The following is a 17811-nucleotide window of genomic DNA, read 5'->3' as shown; positions in this document are numbered from 1 at the left end:
CCCCAAGTTGTCGGTTGTTCTGGATTCGGATGAAACGGCTTCAGCCCGGCAAACCCGCGCTGAAACGGCATTGGAAGAACCGCGTCGCCTCTTCGAGCGCAGGCGCGTGGCCGGAGAGCGTCGCGTGCGAGATGTCTCGATAGCGGACCACCTGCGTCGGCACGCCCGCCTCGATCAGACAGCTCGCGTACTTCTCCGCCTCGACGTGCAGCACGTCGTTCTGCGCGGTCGCGACGAGCGTCGGCGGCAGCCCCGCGAGGCGCACCGATTCGAGCGGCGCCGCGTACGGATGCATCCGCTGCGACGGCTGCGGCAAGTACGCGCGATAGCACGCAGCGCACTCCTGCGCGGTAACGTCGGACGAAGCGAGGCGCGCCGCGTCGGCGAGACGCGTGAGGCTCGGATCGAGCATCGGGCCGATCAGCGCCTGCGCGGCGATGCGAATCTCGCCGCGGTCGCGCGCGATGAACGCGAGACAGTTCGCGAGCTGGCCGCCCGCGTCGTGCCCCGCGACGCCGATCTTGCGCGGATTGCCGCCGAACGCGCGCGCGCGGGCTTCGGCCCAGCGCGCCGCGCAATACGCGTCTTCCGGCGCGGCTGGAAACGGATGCTGCGGCGCGAGCGAATAATCGACCGACACGACGAGCGCCGGCACGTGCTCGGCGAGATGGCGCGCGGCTTGGTCGGCGTCGTCGAGCGAGCCGCGCACGAAACCGCCGCCGTGGAAATAAAGCACTACAGGCAACGCGGACTTGTCGGGGCGCCGATATAGACGCAGCACGATGTCTTGCGCGTAGCCGCCGATCACGACATCCGACACCGCGAGCGCCGGCCGCGCGCGAGCGGCGTCTGCGCTCGCGCGGGGAATTTGGCTGCGGAAATCGAATGCGTCCATGACGTGTCGTGCGCGGCGTTGCGCGTCCATTACGGGATGGATCGCATTCTGGGTCCGGCAGACATCGGGATAAATGCCTATAATCCGGCAACACAATTCACGCCCCCTGAACAATCGTCGGCTGCGTCGCCTTATCCGGTGTCGCGGCCTGTATTTGTTCGGGGTTCAGATACCGCGGAGGTAGAGTAATGGACCGATTGCAGGCCATGCAGGTGTTTACGCGCGTCGTCGATACGAACAGCTTTACCAAAGCGGCCGAGACGCTCGGCCTGCCGCGCGCGTCGGTGACGACGATCATCCAGAATCTGGAAGCATTCCTCGGCGTGCGGCTGATGCACCGGACGACGCGCCGCCTGTCGCTCACGCCCGACGGCGCCGCGTACTACGAGCGCTGCGTGCGCATCCTCGCGGACGTCGAGGAAACCGAAGCGAGCTTCCAGATCAACAACCGAAAACCGCACGGCAAGCTGCGGGTCGACATGCCGGGCTCGATCGGACGCCTGATCGTGATCCCTTCTTTGTGCGAATTCCATACGCGCTTTCCGGATATCGACCTGCAGCTCGGCCTGTCGGACCGGCCGGTCGATCTGCTGCAGGAAGGCATCGACTGCGTGATCCGCGTCGGCGCGCTGCAGGATTCGTCGCTCGTCGCGCGGCGAGTCGGGCTGTTCGAGGGCACGACGGTCGCGTCGCCCGCGTATCTCGAGAAGTACGGCGAGCCGCAAACAATCGAGGCGCTCGCGCAGCACAAGGCGGTCAACTACTTCTCGAGCCGCACCGGGCGCACGATCGACTGGGCGTTCCTGATCGACGGCAAGGAAGTCGAGGTGAAGATGAACGGCCTCGTGTCGGTCAACGACGCGGACGCGTACGTGACTTGCGGGATCGAAGGCTTCGGGCTGATCCAGCCGCCGCTCTTCATGGTGCTGCCGCAATTGCGCGACGGCACGCTGAAGGAAGTGCTGCCGGGCTACAAGCCGCTGCCGATGCCGATTTCGGTCGTCTATCCGCACAGCCGGCATCTGTCGCCGAAGGTGCGCGTATTCGTCGACTGGATCGCCGAGATCTTCGACCGCTGCCCGTTGCTGAGCGGCCGCAAGGGGCTCGACGCGACCTGCAGCAAGCGCACCTTCGAGGACGCCGAGCGCGCGCCTTCGCTCGACACGCCGGTGTTGAACGAGTGGGTGGCTTGAGCGGTTGGTTGCGTAATCCGGGCGCGTGGCCGCGGCGCGCGTACGTCGGACGTTTGGTTTGCCGAGGACGAAGAGGCACATCGCACAAGGCTGTTCGCAGCGCGTGCTTCCCGACCGCAGCACGCGTACGCCGCGAAATCGTGGCGTACGCAATTCACTTTTCCGCCTTCTTTTTTAAGAAGTCGCTCAATTAAAAGCGGCTCGCTTTGCCGCTGCAATCGGTGCCTCGGCTTTCCTCGCGAGTCTTCGGGAACGCACACGGCAGGATGCGCATCGTCCGCCGGCTTGCCGGCGTCATGCGCAACGCGCTTTCCTTCCAGCGCATTCGACGCGCCGACGCCGTTATGTTCGCGCACCCCGCAGCCTGCAACCAATCGACACGCTACGGCGGCGAGCGAGCGGCGGACTTCTCGCTCGCGCGGCGCTTGATCGTGCTGCTACGGAAGCGCATTCGGTGGACCTGCCGGTGAAGCGCGTCGATGCGCGGTCGTCGCTTGTCGCTTGTCGCGCTGCATCGCACGGATCGCACAGACTCGACCACTTGCGCCATCTCATCGATTGCTTGCGAAATGCGCATCATCGATGCGATCAGCACACGAGTTCCGGTACGCTATCGCTCGACCGGAGCACACGCGTTACGCGGCATCGATGCGACGTGAACGCGATGCGCCGCGTTCGAACGACGTGCGCATTCGATTTGCGCGTTCCATGTCGCCGCATTTCGTCCGTTCACCATTCGACGCAGCGCGTGCCGCGCGGCGTTGCTTTCTCATCTCGTCGGCCTCGAAAAACCTGCGCGAAAAACCCGACGGCACGCCGATCCGAATCGCGCCGAACACCACGATCAACGCGTGACGCTCTCATGCTCGATCGACGCATCCGCTCGGTCGAACGCACCGCGACCGCGCGTCGCCGCGCACCACCACGCACCGCCACGACAAGCCGCTCGCGTCCGTCAGAGCAAAACCCTGCCGGCGTCACGGACTCCGATTGTTCCATCCTCGCGATAATTCAATTCGCGACATCGCCATTTATCGCCGTTGCGCACGCACCTAAAGTACAACCTGTCGCGCACCGTTTCCGGCGTGCGCATCGAATCGACAGGAGTCACATCATGAAACGCAGCAGTCTTCTCGCCCTCGCAGCCGTCGCGCTCACCATTGCCGCGCCGGCGTTCGCGGACGGCGGGATCGGTCCTGCTGGCGGCTACGGCGACGCGTCGTGGCACGGCAACAGCACCCGCACGCGCGCCGAAGTCCGCGCGGAACTCGAACAGGCGCAGCGCGACGGTACGCTCGCGGCATTGCGCAAGTCGATGTCGTACGCGCCGCCCGGCGCCGAGCTCGTCGCGCAACGTCCGTATCGCCCGGACCCGGACGCGAACCAGCTCGCGGGCGCGGGCCGGTAAACGCAGCGCGCCGCGCATCGAAGCCGATGCGCGGCGCGCTATCCATCATGCAGTCACGTCTTTCGTCAGCATGAGACTACGATCATGAACAGTCCGATTCCGTCGCAGCTCGATCACTGGGACGACAGCACGCCTGTCTGGAAACCGTTTCGCTCGACCGCGCCCGCACGCTGACGGGCATCGCGCATCGCGCGCATCAACGGCGCGGCACGCCGTCCCTCCATTCGCCCCAGTGCGTGACGATGTCCTGCACAAGCGGATTGCCCGCGCGATACAGGTTCTCGGTCGCGAGCGGGAAGCCGCCCTGATCCGCGTAGTTGAGCAGATTGTCGACGCTCGTCTGCCCTTGATACGGACGATCGAAATCCGAGCCGGTGCGCAGCACCGCGACGCGATTCAGGTCGACGCGATTCGCGCTCGACGCGCGCTTGAGCGCCTCGAACGTCGCGTTGTCCTCCTGCGCGGTCATGCAGTACGTGCCCTTGTTGTCGGTGAGGATCTTCGTCCACTGGCGCGCGCGCTCGCCGAGCCGCGTGCCGGAGAACCACGTGTTGCCCGACGACGTATCGCAGCGAGTCACGACAGGCGGCTGGTTCGCTGGCGCGTAGTTGAACTTCGCGCGCGCCGCCTGCGCCTGCGCGCTGTCCGCGAGCGGCACGTTGCGCGACAGCGCATAGGCGGTGTCCGCGAGCTTGCCGTTGAGCTGAAACACTTCGGTGCGATAGTCGAGCGGCGGCTTGTCGTTCGGGCTCTTCGTGTTGATGCCGAGATAGCCGCCGCTCCAGCCGGGCGGAATTTCGCGCGCGTCGAGCTCCCACTGAATGCCGAAATCGACGAGGTACTTCGACCACGCGGCGGTGCCGAGCGTGCCGCTCGCCGGATCGACGCCCGCGATGCCCGAGATCAGGAAATACGTCTGCCGCAGATCGAAGCGGCGCGAGAACGTGAGCGCCATCATCGTCGATGCGGCGTTCGCGTAGCCCATGCCGGTCGTGATGACGCACACGTCCTGCTTATTGCAATGCACGTCCGGATAGTCGGGCGACAGGCCGGGCACCGCGATGTTCTTCCACGGACCGAGACGATCGAGCCACGCCTGACCTTCGGGGCCGAACATCGTGATGATCATCACCTTGACCGGGCGGCCCTGGGCGCCGGCTTCGGCGAATGCGTCGCCGTTGTTCTGCGCAACGGACGGCGCCATCGCGCAAGCAGCGAGCGAAAACACGGCTGCGGAAAGTACCGAGCGAGTCAGCATTAGCGTTCCTTATTAAAAGTGAGTTCGATGAGAACGGCGTTCGGAGACTGCGCGTGAAGTATAAAGGACGCCAATATTCAGACGTGAGCGAAACTTGGGACGCCGTGTGCGTGCACGACGACGGCGGCCGCTGCCTGCATCGCCGCGAGCCGGCGGAGAGATTCGACGAAACGCCCGAGTGCGCTGCCGTCGAGCGCGAACAGGAGCTATTCGGCGAGATGGCCGATGAGCACCGCGATTGCGCGCGACAGTCAATGCGCACGAGCGAGCGTGACCGATGACGATGACGATGACGCATCGCCACGGAACAGCAGGATCGTCAGCAGGCTCGCGCGCGTGGCGAAGAACATCGACATGACCGCGCGCTCGCGCAATTCGGGCCATGCGCGGCCGCGTGCATGGCGCACGTTCGCGCGTGAGTGAGATACGAAATACGAAGGCCACGACGCCAATCACCCGGCGTCGCAAACGCAAGCGCGCGTCAGCTCACGTCGACGCGCGCCGGCCCGTCGACCATCTCGCCGATCACCGCGGCGCGATCGAAGCCGTCATCGCGGAAGCACGCGAGCACGTCGTCGACCGCCTCGGGCGCGCACGCGACGAGCAGCCCGCCCGACGTCTGCGGATCGGTAAGCAGCGCCTGCGCGACGGCGGACAGGCCGTCGCGCAGGCGCACGTCGTGGCCGTACGCTGCCCAATTGCGGCCGGACGCGCCCGTGAACACGCCGTCGGCCGCAAGCGCCTCGACGCCCGCGAGCCAAGGCAGCGCGCCGTAGCGCACGCGCGCGGTCAGCCCCGCGCCGCGCGCGAGCTCGAGCGTATGGCCGAGCAGGCCGAAGCCCGTCACGTCGGTCAGCGCATGAACGCCCGACAGCGCGGCGAGCGCCGTGCCTGGCCGGTTGAGCTTCGTCGTCGTCGCGATCATCTGCGCGTAGCCGTCGGCATCGAGCCGGCCCTTCTTCAGCGCGGCGGACAGCACGCCGACGCCGAGCGGCTTGCCGAGCACGAGCACGTCGCCCGCACGCGCGGCCGCATTGCGCTTCACGCGCGCCGGATGAACGATGCCGAGCGCCGCGAGCCCGTAGATCGGCTCGACCGAATCGATCGAATGGCCGCCCGCGACCGGAATGCCCGCGTCCGCGCACACCGCCTCGCCGCCGCGCAGCACCGCGGCGATCGTCTCGTGCGGCAGCACGTTGATCGGCATGCCGACGAGCGCGAGCGCGAGAACCGGCTTGCCGCCCATCGCGTAGACGTCGGACAGCGCGTTCGTCGCGGCGATCCGGCCGAAGTCGAACGGATCGTCGACGATCGGCATGAAGAAATCGGTGGTCGCGACGATCGCCTGCTCGTCGTTCAGACGATAGACGGCCGCGTCATCGGATGTCTCGGTGCCGACGAGCAGATCGGGAAAGAGCGCGGGCGGCGCATTGCGCTTGAGCAGTTCCGACAGCACGCCGGGCGCGATCTTGCAGCCGCAGCCGCCGCCGTGCGACAGGCTCGTGAGGCGCGGCGCCGCCGCGTCGGTTTGCTTGGTCTCGGTCATCGCGGAATCCAGTAAAAGACAGAACGCTCTATTATCGACAATCCGGCGCGCTATTGCGCACAAGCCCGCCGTGCGCCGTACTGTGCCCCTGCCACACGCGGCCCCCGCGTGCCCGCGAGCCGGCGCGAAACCGGAAACGCGGCGATAATCGTGCGCTTCGCCATCCCGGCCGGCCGCTGTCGGCCGCACGCGCCCGCGTCGATGGATCAACTGTTCGTTCTGCTCGTGTTGTTCTCCGCGCTGCTGCACGCGGCGTGGAACGCATTCCGGCACGTCAGCGAAGACCGCGTCGCGCAGCTCGACATGATGTCGGCGCCGTATCTGGTGTTCGGCGCGGCGCTCGCGCTCGCGTTGCCGCCCGCGCCCGCGTGGCCGTACATCGCGGCGTCGGCGCTCCTCGAGCTCGGCTATTGCTTCGCGCTGCCGCTCTTCGGCGTGCTGCTCGCGCTGTCGTGCGGCGTGCTCGCGTTCGCCGTGTGGATCGGCTACTGACGGCGGGCGTCGGCTCGACGCGCGCGCGACGACCATCGAGCACGCGTTGCCGATCCGGCCGCGAAACGGCCCCTCGACGCGCCGGGCCGAGCGCGCTGCCGCGAGGCGTTTCGGACGTCACTGGCCTTGGTGCTTTCGGCCGTAGTCGTCGAGGCTCAGCACAACCTCGAGTTCGTCGCCGTAGGCGCCGCCCGTCAGGCTGAAGCCGAGGCGTCGGTAAAAACCTTCCGGGCTGCCGTCGCCGAGACCGTAACTCGTATGGAGTTCGTTGAAGCCCTTGAGCCGAAGGTTCCGGACCAGCAAATCGATCGCCTTCCTGCCGATTCCCGTTCGCTGATACGGTCCGGCGATCATGAAGCGCCAGAGAAACACGCCCGGACAATCGATGCCGTCGTCGTGATCGGCCCCGATGTGCAACATGATGAAGCCGACGAGCGTTTCATCGGCATAGATCGCACGAAACCAGGCATTTTCGGAAAAGTGCGCTTCGGCGATCGACGTGCCGTTGTCCGCGACCATCTCGCGCTGCGCTTCCGATAGCGTCTCGCTGAGCTCGCAGACGTCGGTCACGGTGAACGCCGAAACGCGCCGGAATGAAATTCTGGCGTCCTGCAAAGCAATGAGTGGCTCGCTCACGATATCCCCGTTGTATGAAGCAAAGGCCGATTATCGGTGCAAGCGCCGATTTCGCGCCGTCTTCCGACGATTCGCGCGCGCACTCGAAGCCGGCGGGCTCATCGCCCCGTGAATGCCGGACGCGCATGCGTCGACGGCCACACGAGCCGCGCATCGCGTCCGCCGCGTTTATCCAGCCGCGACGCTCAGGCTCGCCGACGCAGTTTCGTCGATTGCATGCGACAGCGTATCGAACGCACGCGCGATCTCGTCCTCCGGCACGCACGCGTATCCCAGCAGCAGCCCCGGCGACGCGCGCTGCGCATCCGCGTAATAGCCTGACAGCGCGCGCACCACGATGTCGCGCTCGAGCGCCGCGCGCGTGACCGCCTGATCGTCGGCGCCGTCCGGCAGCCGCATCACGAGATGCAGCCCGGCGTCGCCGCCGACCGCGGGCAGCGCGTCGCCATAGCGGCGCGCGAGCGCGTCGAGCAGCGTCTGCCGACGCTGCCCGTACAGCGTGCGCATCTTGCGGATGTGCGACACGAAGTGCCCTTCGGCGATGAACTCGGCGAGCACCGCCTGCTGCAGCAATTGCCCTTCGCGGTACAGCTCGGCGCTCGCGGTCGCGAAGCGCTCGGCGAGCGGCTCCGGCACGACTAGATAGCCGACCCGCAAGCCCGGAAACAGCGTCTTGCTGAAGCTGCCGACGTAGATCACCTGCTCCGCCGTGTCGAGTCCCTGCAGCGACGCGAGCGGCCGGCTGCCGTAGCGAAATTCGCTGTCGTAGTCGTCTTCGATGATCCACGCGCCGTGCTGGCGCGCGTATTCGAGCAACATCCGACGCCGCGCGAGGCTCATCACCATCCCGAGCGGGTACTGGTGCGACGGCGTGACGAGCATCAGCTTCGGCGGCGCCGCGAAATCGGCAGCGGCCGGCGCGATCCCCTCTTCGTCGACGGAAATCGGCCGCGTCGTCAGGCCCGACACGTGCATCACGCTGCGCACGCCCCAGTAGCACGGATCTTCGGTCCAGATCACGTCGCCCGGATCGGTCAGCAAGCGCACCGCCAGATCGATCGACTGGTGGATTCCCGTCGTCACGATGATCTGCCCGGGCGCGCAGCGCACCGAGCGCGACGTGCGCAGATAGTCGGCGAGCGCCTCGCGCAGCGACGCGAGCCCGCCGCCCGGCGCGTAGGTCAGCAATTCGGGGCGCAAGCGCCGCCAGTACTTGTTGTGCAACCGCGTCCATACGCGCGCCGGGAAGCGCGACACGTCCGGCACGCCCGGCATGAACGCGCCGCCCTGCCGCTTCGACACGCCCGCGCCGCCGACGAGGCGCGCGCCGCGCGCGGACAGCGAGCGGGGCGCGGGATTGAGCTCGGAGCCGAGGTCGGATGCCGCATCGGTTCCCCCGGACTTGGCAGCCGGGGCCGCCGACGCCGGCGCTCCCGGCTGCGGCTCGGCCGGCGCGCCGACGATCTCGTCGGGCGCGCTGTCCGCGACGAACGTGCCGCGCCCGGTCGCCGACGTCACATAGCCTTCGAGCGCGAGCTGCTCATAGACCTGCGTGACGGTGTTGCGCGCGATTCCAAGCTCCGCCGCGAGGAGCCGCGACGACGGCACGCGCGCGCCCGCCGGCAGTTCGCGGGTCAGGATCGCCTGCTGCAGCAACCGGTGCAGTTGCCGATAGATCGGCTGCGCGCCGCCGCCGCGCACGATCCGCTGCGCCAGCCAGTCCGACAGCACGCTCGCCCGCATGATTGGCTCCTATATATTTATCAAAATGGCTCTGATTTTCAGAGCCAAGTTTGATTATAGTCGTTTCAACGCGCACGCCGGGACGACGTGCCCGCCGACGGCCGTCGCCGCCGGCGCATTCGAACCACGAGGAGAGACGATTGTGAACAATGCCGATCTGCACGCCCGCAAGAACGCGGCGACGCCGCGTGGCGTCGGCGTGATGTGCGACTTCTACGCCGCGCGCGCCGAGAACGCGGAGCTGTGGGACGTCGAGGGCCGCCGCTTCATCGACTTCGCGGCCGGCATCGCGGTCCTGAACACGGGCCATCGCCATCCGAAGATCGTGAAGGCGATCGCCGACCAGCTCGAGCACTTCACGCACACCGCGTACCAGATCGTGCCGTACGCGTCGTACGTCGAGCTCGCCGAGAAGATCAACGCGCGCGCGCCGATCGCGCAACCGAAGAAGACCGCGTTCTTCACGACGGGCGCGGAAGCGGTCGAGAACGCCGTGAAGATCGCACGCGCGTACACCGGCCGGCCGGGCGTGATCGCGTTCGCGGGCGGCTTCCACGGCCGCACGATGATGGGCATGGCGCTGACGGGCAAGGTCGCGCCGTACAAGCTCGGCTTCGGCCCGTTCCCGGGCGACGTGTTCCACGCGCCGTACCCGAACGCGCTGCGCGGCGTGACGACCGCCGATTCGATCGACGCCGTCGAGACGCTGTTCAAGGCCGACATCGATCCGAAGCGCGTCGCCGCGATCATCTTCGAGCCGGTGCAGGGCGAAGGCGGCTTCAACCCGGCGCCCGCCGACTTCGTGCGCGCGCTGCGCAAGCTGTGCGACGCGCACGGCATCCTCCTGATCGCCGATGAAGTACAGACGGGCTTCGCGCGCACGGGCAAGCTGTTCGCGATGGAGCACTACGACGTGTCCGCCGATCTGATGACGATCGCGAAGAGCCTCGCGGGCGGGATGCCGCTGTCAGGCGTCGTCGGCCGCGCGGACGTGATGGACGCCGCCGCGCCGGGCGGCCTCGGCGGCACGTACGCGGGCAATCCGCTCGCCGTCGCCGCCGCGCATGCGGTGCTCGACGTGATCGACGAAGAAAAGCTCGCCGACCGCGCGGCCGTGCTCGGTGACAAGCTGAAGGCGAAGCTCGCTGCCTTGCGCGCCGACGTGCCGCAGATCGTCGACGTGCGTGGCCCGGGCGCGATGGTCGCCGCCGAGTTCGTCGATCCAGACACGCGCGCATCCGACGCCGCGTTCACGAAGCGCGTGCAGGCGGCGGCGCTCGAGCGCGGTCTGCTGCTGCTCATCTGCGGCGTCGACGCGAACGTGATACGTTTCCTGTTTCCTCTCACCATACCGGATGCCGTGTTCGACGAAGCGCTCGGCATTCTCGAGAGCGTGCTGAAGGAGGCGGTGGGCGTGCCCGCCTGAGCGCCTGGGTCTTCGCCGCCGCGCGCGCGTCACGGCATCGCCGCGCCGCGCCCGGCGGCGCCAATCGTTTCCGCATACGGTCGACACACGATGAGTACAGATCACGAAACCCTTGCACTGAAAGATCCCGCGCTGCTGCGCAAGCGCGCGTTTGTCGCGGGCGAATGGCAGGCCGCCGACGACGGCGCGACTTTCGAAGTCCGCAACCCGGCGACGGGCGCGCCGATCGGCACCGTGCCCGCGATGGGCGCGGCCGAGACGCGCCGCGCGATCGACGCGGCGAACGCCGCATGGCCCGCGTGGCGCAAGAAGACCGCGAAGGAACGCGCGGCGATCCTGCGCAAGTGGCACGACCTGATGGTCGCGCACGCGGACGACCTCGCGCTCATCCTGACGACCGAGCAAGGCAAGCCCCTCACGGAAGCGAAGGGCGAGATCGGCTATGCGGCGTCGTTCCTCGAATGGTTCGCGGAAGAAGGCAAGCGCGTGTACGGCGACACGATCCCGACGCCCGCCGCCGACAAGCGGATCGTCGTGACGAAGGAGCCGGTCGGCGTGTGCGCGGCGATCACGCCGTGGAACTTCCCGGCGGCGATGATCACGCGCAAGGTCGGCCCGGCGCTTGCGGCAGGCTGCCCGATCGTCGTAAAGCCGGCCGAGGCGACGCCGTTCTCCGCGCTCGCGATGGCGGTGCTCGCCGAGCGCGCGGGCGTGCCGGCCGGCGTGTTCAGCGTCGTCACCGGCGACCCGAAGGCGATCGGCGGCGAGCTGACATCGAACCCGATCGTGCGCAAGCTGTCGTTCACCGGCTCGACGCCCGTCGGGCGCCTGCTGATGGCGCAATGCGCGCCGACCGTGAAGAAGGTGTCGCTCGAGCTCGGCGGCAATGCGCCGTTCATCGTGTTCGACGATGCGGATCTCGATGCGGCGGTCGACGGCGCGATCGCGTCGAAGTACCGCAACAGCGGGCAGACGTGCGTATGCACGAACCGCTTCTACGTGCACGAGAAGGTCTACGACGCGTTCGCCGAGAAGCTGTCCGCCGCCGTCGCGAAGCTGAAGGTCGGGCTCGGCACGGAAGCAGGCGTCGTCCAGGGGCCGCTCATCAACGAAGCGGCCGTGAAGAAGATCGAATCGCACATCGCGGACGCGCTCGGCAAGGGCGCGCGCGTGACGACGGGCGGCAAGCGCCACGCGCTCGGCCACGGCTTCTTCGAGCCGACCGTGCTGACGGGCGTGACGGCCGACATGAAGGTCGCGAAGGACGAGACGTTCGGCCCGCTCGCGCCGCTCTTCAGGTTCTCGACCGACGACGAGGCGATCCGCCATGCGAACGACACCGAGTTCGGCCTCGCCGCGTACTTCTACAGCCGCGACATCGGCCGCGTGTGGCGCGTCGCGGAATCGCTCGAATACGGGATGGTCGGCATCAACACCGGGATCATCTCGAACGAGGTCGCGCCGTTCGGCGGCGTCAAGCAGTCGGGCCTCGGCCGCGAAGGATCGCACTACGGGATCGATGACTACGTCGTGATCAAGTACATGTGTCTCGCTGTGTGACGTGTGACGCGCGTCATGCGAAATGCGGTCGGACTCCCTGTCCGAACAGACTGCAAAATCAGCCTCCCCAATCCCTCGAAACCGCATAGCGTATCGTTCAAATGGGGCGCGGCGAGACAGTCAGGTTTCTGTTTTGATTTTTAATTGAAGGAGCATTGATTTTCGAAGCGATTGAAGCACTCCTCATAGAGCGTCAATTTTAAAATTCAGTCAAATTAACGAATATTCACGATAACTCTGCCGATGGCACCATGGGTGTGTGGCGCGAAACCTATCAAATTTAACAGGTTAGTTAGTGGCATTGGCGAGTCGAGCATCTCCGGCAGCGAGACCAAGCGCACAGAGTGTTCTCCGCTCACTCGCGCGAATCCCATTTCCACCGTTGGAATTGGCACGAACGCTCCGGGCGATGTTCGACTGGCAAGTCGTAAATTCAAATTCGCTCGATATTACGCAACGCGAAAGGCGGCTCGAGTATCGTGCCAGTGCTCAATGGCTTACTGCGTAGGCCGATCGATGAGGAAATCGTCGCGGGATAGGCTGGACATCCATTTCGGAATCCGTCCTCGGCCGTTCCACGTCTCCCCCGTCATCGGGTTTCGATATTTAGGAGGAAGCGAGCCTCGCCGTTTATCACGTGTCCTTAGTCTCGTCCAAGTTGGGAAAATTTGCTCGGGCCGGATCTCATATTTCAAGACAGCTTCTCGGATGTCTGACAAAACTGTTGTTACTTCACGTTGACGAGCTGCTTCGGTTTCCTTATTAAGCTCATCAAGCTTTGCTTTTAGCTCTTCATATGTTTCCATAATACATCTCCCTTCGAGCGCGGAATAAAAAGGCGACCGCCGTAAACAGCGATCGCAAGGCCGCCTGCACCGAGGCAGATTGAAGGCAGGCGGCGGCCACTAACGCATAATGGATTTTCGAAATTCCCGGCGCAAGCGACTTTAAGCTTGCGACGCGCTACAGCCGCGTTTGGAGAAACGGTATCGCTTATCAGGGCCGAGAGTTTGAAATCTCCGGCAGCATCTAGGTCGGCCGGGCGGCGGCGGTGGATGAAATCGTGTAGTCTGGCCGCCAAAGATCGACACGAAAAAGTGTCGGCGGCAAATAAGATAGAACCGACAATGTACTCGGATTTTCGAGTACCATGTGCTTAGTCATAGGGCTCGCTCTCTTCTTGACGAATCTATGATTAGGTTTCGCCGGGTGCTGCAACACTCGGTGAAGCCGTTTTCGGTTAATACACTCTTCTAGTTTGAGTACCCGGTCCAAGTCGCATCCGTGGATCGATTTTTCTCCACGGTAAACGCTCGGGGTCGGTCACAATGCCCGTTGTCGTTCGCGCGATGAGGATTGCCTCGGCTATAGGCTCGAATGCCGCTCGAAAGTGAACGGAACTCTTGTTTACCAAGATAGCCATTTTCTCTGGAGCGATCCCGACCATCCTGTACAGATTGCGATCCAGGAGTTGGGTTTTCACGGTGCTGACCACCACACGCACGCCATCGATCTTTAAACATGCGCACGGACCGAGGTGAAGTTCCAAGTCTCGCATCATCGGGCCTTCGAGTCTGCACCGACCGTGAGATATCGACTCGACGAGAAATTCGCCACGGAGCGGATGACTCGTGTGCCCTGCAAGCGCCAGGCTCACGCGAGCACCGACGCCGGACTCATGAGCGCTCCGCGCCGCAGCAGGATCGCAGACGATCCCGATAGCTGCGCGTCGCACCCGATGACGAAGTAGCGCCTCGATCATTTCCGTCGTGTCGGAATCCGCGCCAGCACCGGGATTGTCGTGCGTGTCCGCGATCACGATTGGGCGCGTCGCCGCGACGGCGAGCGTCTTGGCCCGCAGGACTGCCTCATCAGGGCTGAAATACGTCGCTTTCCATTTTCCCTCGCTCTCCACGATCCGCTGCTTGAGTTCTTCAAGTGCACTCTTGACCTCGCGCTTGCTGGAACCGCATGCCCATACGGCCGGCCCACACTCGCGGATGTCGGCAGCGGGAAAACCGAGCGCAACCCCAAGGTCGACGCCATACCTTAGCTCTACATCCGCGACGAGAGCATAAGTCTCCGCAGCGGGCGACTGGGAAGTCGACATCGCTTCAATCGGAATCAAGAATGGAGCACGCCAAAACGCGCGATAAGGGCGTCTGCCCGATTCGGCGATTCGGAACAAAGTCCGCGCGGAACGCGCCCCTGTCTCCGCCATGTCGACATGCGGATAGGTACGAAACGGCACGAGCGCGTCAGCATACTCAAACATCTGCTCGGTGACGTTTGCGTGCAAATCGAGGGACGCAACGATTATCGGCCTCGGACCAACCATCATGCGTAGCCGCTTCAACAGTTCGCCTTCCCCATCTTCGTATCGTTCGGACACCATTGCCCCGTGCAAATCCAAATAGACTGCATCTGGGCGTGCCTCACAAGCGCGACGCAGAATTTCATTGACGATTCGTTCGTACGCGTCACCCGTCACAACGCCGGATGGAGTCGCATAAGTCCATATCCCAGGGGCGACAACGTTCAGCGTATCCGCGACCGATTGCAAAAAGCCGGAAACCGGAAGGTTCGCGTCACGCATTGCAAAGAGAGCGTCGCCTACTGCTATCGGACCGTTTGCGCCATGTGCGAAGTCGACATACTGCGTGCGCGTCTCAACGAATGTGTTGGTCTCATGCAAGAATCCAGCAACATAGATTCTCATGATGTGAGCACCTTGACGTTACCTGCGGGACGAGCGGCAAGCGCGAAGGCACTTGCGAGCAGAAGCACCGCGATCGCGAGAAAGCCGGCTTCACTGCTGCCCGTTGTGGTCTTCACCCAGCCGATCAGGGTTGGGCTGACGAATCCGCCAAACAAACCTAACGTGTTGACGAATGCAATGCCGATGGCGGCGGTGTCTTCAGAAAAATAGTCGGCCGGTATGGCCCAGAAGACGGTGTAACCAGCGTACGTGCCCGCCGTCGCAATCGAGATGGCCGTAAGTGCCACGACAAACTGATCGGAGAAATGGGCCGCTGCCATGAGGGCAACTGCGCCCACTGCGGTCGACAATGCCGCATGAAGTTGTCGTTCACGGTTGCGGTCGGAGAGTCGACCAACCACATAGATCACGATGATAGTCAGCACATACGGTACGGCCGAATACGCACCAATTTCGAAATAACTGTGTAGCCCAGCTGTTTTGAGAATGGTCGGTAGCCAGAACCCAACAGCATAGATTCCACTGATGAGACCGAAGTACGTCAGCGCCAACAGGAGGACGCGCCCGTCGGTAGCGACACGCATCAATGCTCGATGACCCAGGTGTGCCGGCGAAGTGTGGCCGAGTTCAGTCAAGACTGCGCGTTTCTCGTCCGCTGTGAGCCAGTTTGCCCCAACGGGTGATTCGCTCAGCGTTCCGAATGTGACGATCCCCATAATCAATGCGGGAATGCCTTCAAGAATGAACATCCATTGCCACCCGGACAATCCCGCCAACCCACTGAAGTACTCGATAATCGCTCCGGATGCTAGGCCTCCCGCGATTGACCCGACCGGTAACGCCCACATCAAAATCGCCATCGTCCGTCCCATCTGCCGTCTCGGATACCAACGAGTCAGAAAGTAGATGATGCCGGGCGCGAAGCCTGCTTCGAAAACGCCAAGAAAGAAGCGAAGGACATAAAACGTCGTAGCGTCGGAAACCATGCTTGTCGCCACGGTTGTTCCACCCCACAGCACCATGATCCGGCTTAACGTCTTTCGTGCGCCAATACGTACGAGGAGCATATTGCTCGGCACCTCGAGCAGAACGTAACCCAGAAAGAAGATGCCGGCACCCAGGCCGTAGGCAGCATCACTGAGCCCGAGTTCTTGCTGCATTTGCAGCTTCGCAAATCCAACGTTGACGCGATCTACGTACGCGATGCAGTAGCATACTGTCAAAAATGCCAGTATCCGTAAGTTGATTTTTCTGAAAGCACTGGCTCGTGGGGCAGACACATCTACAAATGGAGTGGACATTCAGGTCTTGGCAGCGTTAAGTTATCGAATTATTGTGCAGCTAAATTAATAACGACTATACAGAAGATTTATCTCGACTGGATGTCATTATGCGAGACACCCCGTGGTGAAATCTGCCACCCACAAGGCACTTGCATTAGGATTCGTTCATGGATTTAAACAAATCACGGCAAGTTCAATGTTTCGAAGCAGTCATGATAGAACGCTCTCTTAGAAAGGCTGCAGAACGTCTTGAGATGTCCGTCTCAGAAGTCAGTCGGCAGATTCGTAAGCTGGAAGCAGAACTGAGGCTTCAGCTATTTAACCGTGAGCCGTCCGGAGTAATGCCGACACGCGAGGCGGAGCTCTATTTGGAGTACCACCGCGGTTGTGAGTCGCAATTTGAGGTTTTCAAGGGTCAGATTGACTCGCTACGCTCACTGAAGACGGGTATTGTTTCGGTCTCTGCTAGCGAAAGCATGATGGGTCCGTTTACAAACGAAATATTATGGGGATTCTGTCGAGACTATCCGAATGTTCGTGTTTTACTGAACCAGCGTGCAACTCGGGAGATTATCGAGGATATCCTTACCGATACCGCGCATATTGGCCTCGTTTATAATCCGCCTCCCACCGATGGAATCTCCGTCTACCGCAGTGTTCGGGACGGACTGATCGCCGCCATTCACCCGGATCATCCGTTGGCAAAGCATACCGGCCCTATTCCTTTCGCGCGCGCGGTCGCATATCCGTTCGCAACAATGCCTTCGCTTTATGGTTTAGGTGGATTGATGGAAAGCGTCGCACATACCGAAGCAGTGAAGTTCAAGCCGATAGTCGTCGCGAATACGCTTGACGTGCTTCGCCGATTTGCACTGCAAGGCCTTGGGGTCGCTTTTGTCTCTACTTTTACGATCCAGCGGGAGGTCGAAGCTGGAACATTGGTCGGAGTGCCTATTGATCACCCTGCGCTAGGTAAGCAATCGACGTCCATCATCGTCAAAGCTGGCCGCGCGCTCGCGGCTGCGGCGGATGAGTTGTTGAAGCGGATCGAATCTAACATGAGCGCATTTCGTCAATGATCAGGGTCCGGTCGTTCAACGCATTACCACCGAGCGTTGGGCGTAAGCGAAACGGGCGACGCAAATACGACGCGGTGGCCAAGCTCGAATTGACACAGGCAACATTGATTTACCCCTGCATCTCCGGACACCGCCCCACGTTTGAGTTGATGAATCGGTTCTGCGCCTGAACTCGCGTGCCGAGCGAAATTTCAGTGCGCTGTGAGGATGCTGCTCATTGTAATGCTCGAACGCGACGGCGATGTTACGCACTACGGTAGCCGCATCTGGTTTCGGCGAGCGACATCTCATCTGGACGGTCCGATGCGCAGATGTAGTTTCTGCGCGCCGTGACCACCTGATCCGAGCATCGACGCACGTTCGCCGCGCGCCGCCGCCCCGCTCTCAGCGAAACACCCCCACCGCCTCGACGAGCATCGTCGCCTGCTGCCGCAGGCTCTCCGACGCCGCCGCGCTTTCTTCGACGAGCGCGGCGTTCTGCTGCGTGATGTTATCGAGTCGAACCTGAACAATCCTGGACGGCTTATACGGAAAGGCGGTGAGGCCGAAACGGTGTTGTTGGATTTGCAGGAA

17 protein-coding genes and 2 pseudogenes are annotated in these 17811 nt (G+C 63.5%); 7 read left to right on the top strand and 12 right to left on the bottom strand.

What is annotated here, in order from left to right; translation table 11 throughout:
• Window positions 1-40 precede the first annotated feature (40 nt).
• Window positions 41-895 (bottom strand): alpha/beta hydrolase, encoded by an 855-nt coding sequence (locus WS69_RS20425; RefSeq protein WP_059472501.1) that lies wholly within the window; start codon window positions 893-895, stop codon window positions 41-43.
• A gap of 188 nt (window positions 896-1083) precedes the next feature.
• Between WS69_RS20425 and ceoR the strand changes: the two genes are divergently transcribed.
• Together ceoR and WS69_RS33610 are read left to right on the top strand one after the other, a co-directional pair.
• Entirely contained in the window at window positions 1084-2088 is a 1005-nt protein-coding gene (ceoR, locus tag WS69_RS20420; RefSeq protein WP_059472500.1) for a putative multidrug efflux transcriptional regulator CeoR, read from the top strand.
• A 266-nt stretch (window positions 2089-2354) separates the two neighbouring features.
• Window positions 2355-2558 carry a hypothetical protein gene (locus WS69_RS33610; RefSeq protein ID WP_156438283.1) on the top strand — a complete coding sequence of 68 codons (204 nt, stop codon included), beginning with the start codon at window positions 2355-2357 and terminating at the stop codon, window positions 2556-2558.
• A gap of 165 nt (window positions 2559-2723) precedes the next feature.
• On the opposite strand, the gene WS69_RS20410 is transcribed toward WS69_RS33610, so the two are convergent.
• A complete protein-coding gene (locus WS69_RS20410) occupies window positions 2724-2936 on the bottom strand; it encodes a hypothetical protein (protein ID WP_059472498.1) in 213 nt (70 codons plus the stop codon).
• Between the two features lie 266 nt (window positions 2937-3202).
• On the opposite strand from WS69_RS20410, the gene WS69_RS20405 reads away from it, so the two are divergent.
• Window positions 3203-3496, top strand: a complete 294-nt coding sequence (locus tag WS69_RS20405; protein WP_059472497.1) for a DUF4148 domain-containing protein — start codon at window positions 3203-3205, stop codon at window positions 3494-3496.
• A gap of 196 nt (window positions 3497-3692) precedes the next feature.
• Here WS69_RS20405 and WS69_RS20400 read toward each other — a convergent pair whose 3' ends face one another.
• The 3 genes from WS69_RS20400 to selD form a co-directional block, all read right to left on the bottom strand.
• Complete coding sequence (locus WS69_RS20400) at window positions 3693-4754, bottom strand: purine-nucleoside phosphorylase (RefSeq protein ID WP_059472496.1); 1062 nt, start codon at window positions 4752-4754, stop codon at window positions 3693-3695.
• Between the two features lie 251 nt (window positions 4755-5005).
• Window positions 5006-5161, bottom strand: coding sequence for a hypothetical protein (locus tag WS69_RS34965; protein WP_231747180.1), 156 nt, complete (start codon window positions 5159-5161; stop codon window positions 5006-5008).
• A 74-nt stretch (window positions 5162-5235) separates the two neighbouring features.
• The gene (gene selD / locus WS69_RS20390) at window positions 5236-6300 is read right to left on the bottom strand and encodes a selenide, water dikinase SelD (protein WP_059472494.1); all 1065 of its coding nucleotides are present in this window, start codon (window positions 6298-6300) and stop codon (window positions 5236-5238) included.
• 162 nt (window positions 6301-6462) lie between these two features.
• Here selD and WS69_RS35525 point away from each other — a divergent pair.
• Window positions 6463-6723 (top strand): annotated as a pseudogene (locus WS69_RS35525) (EamA family transporter); the annotation flags it as partial.
• Window positions 6724-6909: 186 nt separating this feature from the next.
• Here WS69_RS35525 and WS69_RS20380 read toward each other — a convergent pair.
• Both WS69_RS20380 and pdxR read right to left on the bottom strand, forming a co-directional pair.
• Window positions 6910-7362, bottom strand: a complete 453-nt coding sequence (locus tag WS69_RS20380; RefSeq protein WP_231747179.1) for a GNAT family N-acetyltransferase — start codon at window positions 7360-7362, stop codon at window positions 6910-6912.
• A gap of 234 nt (window positions 7363-7596) precedes the next feature.
• On the bottom strand, window positions 7597-9171 hold the full coding sequence (gene pdxR, locus WS69_RS20375; protein WP_059472491.1) for a MocR-like pyridoxine biosynthesis transcription factor PdxR: 1575 nt from the start codon (window positions 9169-9171) through the stop codon (window positions 7597-7599).
• Between the two features lie 142 nt (window positions 9172-9313).
• On the opposite strand from pdxR, the gene WS69_RS20370 reads away from it, so the two are divergent.
• A complete protein-coding gene (locus tag WS69_RS20370; protein WP_059472490.1) occupies window positions 9314-10597 on the top strand; it encodes a 4-aminobutyrate--2-oxoglutarate transaminase in 1284 nt (427 codons plus the stop codon).
• Window positions 10598-10687: 90 nt separating this feature from the next.
• Entirely contained in the window at window positions 10688-12157 is a 1470-nt protein-coding gene (gene gabD / locus WS69_RS20365) for an NADP-dependent succinate-semialdehyde dehydrogenase (RefSeq protein WP_059472489.1), read from the top strand.
• A gap of 497 nt (window positions 12158-12654) precedes the next feature.
• Here gabD and WS69_RS31650 read toward each other — a convergent pair whose 3' ends face one another.
• The 3 genes from WS69_RS31650 to WS69_RS20355 form a co-directional block, all read right to left on the bottom strand.
• Window positions 12655-12963, bottom strand: a complete 309-nt coding sequence (locus tag WS69_RS31650) for an H-NS histone family protein (protein ID WP_082716341.1) — start codon at window positions 12961-12963, stop codon at window positions 12655-12657.
• Between the two features lie 434 nt (window positions 12964-13397).
• Window positions 13398-14876 carry a M81 family metallopeptidase gene (locus WS69_RS20360; RefSeq protein WP_059472488.1) on the bottom strand — a complete coding sequence of 493 codons (1479 nt, stop codon included), beginning with the start codon at window positions 14874-14876 and terminating at the stop codon, window positions 13398-13400.
• Window positions 14873-16177, bottom strand: a complete 1305-nt coding sequence (locus tag WS69_RS20355) for an MFS transporter (protein WP_059472487.1) — start codon at window positions 16175-16177, stop codon at window positions 14873-14875. Before WS69_RS20355 ends, WS69_RS20360 begins: the two co-directional genes overlap by 4 nt.
• 149 nt (window positions 16178-16326) lie before the next feature.
• Between WS69_RS20355 and WS69_RS20350 the strand changes: the two genes are divergently transcribed.
• Window positions 16327-17238, top strand: coding sequence for a LysR family transcriptional regulator (locus WS69_RS20350; RefSeq protein WP_059472486.1), 912 nt, complete (start codon window positions 16327-16329; stop codon window positions 17236-17238).
• 144 nt (window positions 17239-17382) lie between these two features.
• Here the strand turns inward: WS69_RS20350 and WS69_RS33605 are convergent.
• A pseudogene (locus WS69_RS33605) lies at window positions 17383-17514 on the bottom strand (IS3 family transposase); the annotation flags it as partial.
• A 108-nt stretch (window positions 17515-17622) separates the two neighbouring features.
• Window positions 17623-17811: hypothetical protein (locus WS69_RS33600; RefSeq protein WP_156438281.1), on the bottom strand; the 189-nt coding region annotated here is incomplete at its 5' end.

Source organism: Burkholderia sp. BDU5 (genome assembly GCF_001522845.1).
Taxonomy (GTDB): domain Bacteria; phylum Pseudomonadota; class Gammaproteobacteria; order Burkholderiales; family Burkholderiaceae; genus Burkholderia; species Burkholderia mayonis.
The sequence above is the reverse complement of the archived record's forward strand: the minus strand, read 5'-3'. Positions and strand labels throughout refer to the sequence as shown.